Annotated in this window: 2 protein-coding genes; both read left to right on the top strand. The window is 60.9% G+C overall.

Annotated features, from left to right (window positions below; translation table 11 throughout):
* Positions 1 to 120: 120 nt before the first annotated feature.
* Positions 121 to 1,404 (top strand): FAD-binding oxidoreductase, encoded by a 1,284-nt coding sequence (locus NUV89_RS28870; RefSeq protein ID WP_257784001.1) that lies wholly within the window; start codon positions 121 to 123, stop codon positions 1,402 to 1,404.
* 374 nt (positions 1,405 to 1,778) lie between these two features.
* The gene (locus NUV89_RS28865; RefSeq protein WP_257784000.1) at positions 1,779 to 2,915 is read left to right on the top strand and encodes a branched-chain amino acid ABC transporter substrate-binding protein; all 1,137 of its coding nucleotides are present in this window, start codon (positions 1,779 to 1,781) and stop codon (positions 2,913 to 2,915) included.
* The last annotated feature ends 85 nt before the right edge of the window (positions 2,916 to 3,000 follow it).

Below are 3,000 nucleotides of genomic sequence, written 5' to 3'. Positions count from 1 at the left end.
TCAGCTGTAAATCTGTTGACTGATACACCGCATTCGCGAGCAAGCCCGCTCCCACATTTGATTGGATTACCAAGTCGAAACTGAATTGAGTGGTTTGTTGGGTCTCATCGGAGTCTGGCAATGGCATTACGCGAAACATGTTTATGGGAACACCTCACCCCCAGCCGGCCCGATCGCGCCGCGCTCAAGGGCGAGGTCAAGGTGGATGTGTGCGTGATCGGCGCCGGCATTACCGGTTTGTCGGCGGCCATTCACTTGCTGGAGCAAGGCAAGAGCGTCGCCGTGCTGGAGGCCCATCGCACCGGTCACGGCGGTTCGGGGCGCAATGTCGGGCTGGTCAATGCCGGCCTGTGGATTCCGCCGGATGAGATCGAAGCCGGTTTCGGCACCGAGGTCGGCAGCCAGCTCAACCGCATGCTCGGCGCGGCACCGTCCCTGGTGTTCAGCCTGATCGACAAATACCACATCGATTGCCAGTTGCGGCGCGAAGGCACCTTGCACATGGCGCACAACGCCCGGGGCGAGGCGGATCTGCGCAGCCGTGAAGAACAATGGAAGCGCCGTGGCGCGCCGGTGGAACTGCTCACCGGGCAAGCCTGCGAACAGGCCACGGGCACCAAAAAAATAGCAGCCGCCTTACTGGACCGGCGTGCCGGCACCTTGAACCCGATGGCCTACACCAGTGGTCTGGCGAATGCCGCCGTCGGCCTGGGCGGGCAGTTGTTTGACCATTCCCCAGTCACCCAGCTGGAGCGCCAAGGCGCGCAGTGGTCGGTGCAAACCGCCCAAGGCTCGGTGCAGGCCGCCCAAGTGGTGATTGCCTCCAACGCCTACACCGAAGGCGAATGGACCGAACTGCGCCGCAACTTTTTCCCCGGCTACTACTACCAGGTCGCGTCCGCCCCGCTGACGGACGCCGCCGCCGCGCAGATCCTGCCCGGCGGCCAGGGTTCGTGGGACACACGCCAGGTCTTGAGCAGCATCCGCCGCGATGCCGATGGCCGCCTGTTGCTCGGCAGCCTGGGCAATGGCAACCAGAAACCGGCGTGGTTCCTCAAGGCGTGGGCCGATCGGGTGCAACAGCACTACTTCCCGTACCTCAAATCGGTGCAATGGGAGTTCACCTGGACCGGTTGTATCGCCTTCACCCCCGACCACCTGATGCGCCTGTTCGAACCCGCGCCGGGCCTGGTGGCCGTGACGGGCTACAACGGGCGCGGCGTGACCACCGGCAGCGTGGTCGGCAAGGCGTTCGCCGACTATCTGTGTCACCAGAATCCCCAGGCGTTGCCGATTCCGTTTGCACCGATGCAGCCGTTGGCCGGGGCGGGCCTGCGCAGCTGTCTGTATGAGGCGGGATTCTCGCTGTATCACGCCGGGCAATGTCTGCGGATCGTGATCTGATCAGCGAAATACTCCTCAGAAGCCGGCATTTTCTTAGCAGGCTACTAATCTGTATTGGTGCAAGTCGTAGCAGTCACGCACTGTAAATGTGCAGTTCCGTTACGCCGTTTGTTACAGCTGTAGGAACTGTCGTTTATCGGCTTGGTTGCAGGTGTGACCTACCAGGGTTGTACTTTTTCGGCGTGCAGGTTGCACCTATCGAGGTTAGAGGGTTGCACGTCCTGACGAACGGCACTGAAACACGCGCAATAACAATGACACCGTGTCTTTTTGAAGAATAAAAACCTACTGGCACGCGCTTTGCTCTGGGCTTTCAGTGAAAAGTTTGAACGCAAGTTGTAGTGCCAAAAATCAAAAATATCGGAGCACCACTCATGTCCCAGACGTTTTACAAGAAAGGTTTCCTGGCCCTTGCCGTTGCAGCGGCGCTGGGTGTTTCTACGTTTGTTCAAGCTGATGTGAAAATTGGCGTGGCGGGCCCGATGACGGGTGCCAACGCTGCTTTCGGTGAGCAGTACATGAAGGGTGCCCAAGCGGCAGCCGATACCATCAACAAGGCCGGTGGCATCAACGGCGAGAAAATCGTCCTGGTGGCCGGCGACGACGCCTGCGAACCCAAGCAGGCCGTGGCCGTGGCCAACCGCCTGGCGGACCAGGACAAAGTGATCGGCGTCGTCGGGCACTTCTGCTCGTCCAACACCATCCCGGCCTCCGAGGTCTATGACGAAGCGGGCATCATCGCAATCACCCCAGGCTCCACCAACCCACAGGTCACCGAGCGCGGCCTGGGCGCCATGTTCCGCATGTGCGGACGTGACGACCAGCAAGGCATCGTCGCCGGCGACTACATCGTCGATGTGCTCAAGGGCAAGAAAGTCGCGGTCATCAACGACAAGGACACCTACGGCAAAGGCCTGGCCGACGCCACCGCTGCCCAGTTGACCAAGCGCGGCGTCACGCCGGTGCTGCAAGAAGGCCTGACCCGCGGCGAGAAAGACTTCAGCGCCCTGGTCACCAAGATCCGTTCACTGGGCGCCGACGTCGTGTACTTCGGCGGCCTGCACCCGGAAGCCGGCCCCCTGGTTCGCCAGATCCGTGAAGCCGGTTTGAAAGACGTCAAGTTCATGTCCGACGATGGCGTCGTGACTGACGAACTGGTGGCCACTGCTGGCGGCGCGCAATACGTCGACGGCGTCTACATGACCTTCGGCGCCGACCCGCGCCTGCTGCCAGACAGCAAGGCCGTGGTGGAAGAGTTCCGCAAAAACGGCACCGAGCCGGAAGGCTACACCCTGTACGCCTACGCGTCGGTCCAGGCCCTGGCTGCCGGCTTCAACGGCGCCAAGTCCAACAAGGGCGAAGACGCGGCCAAGTGGCTGAAAGCCAACCCTGTCCAGACCGTGATGGGCAAGAAGGAATGGGATGCCAAGGGCGACCTGAAAATCTCCGACTACGTGGTTTACCAGTGGGATAAAGACGGTAAATACCATCAGCTGGAAAAACAGAAGTAATTACAAACACCGCGGACCCAATGTGGGAGCGGGCTTGCTCGCGAAAGCGGAGTGTCAGTCTCTGAATGTGTTTCTGACACACCGC

Origin of the sequence: Pseudomonas sp. 18.1.10, assembly GCF_024655625.1 — a bacterium.
In the GTDB taxonomy this organism is placed as follows: Bacteria; Pseudomonadota; Gammaproteobacteria; order Pseudomonadales; family Pseudomonadaceae; genus Aquipseudomonas.
Note: the sequence above shows the minus strand (reverse complement) of the source record. Positions and strands in the feature narration are given on the sequence as shown.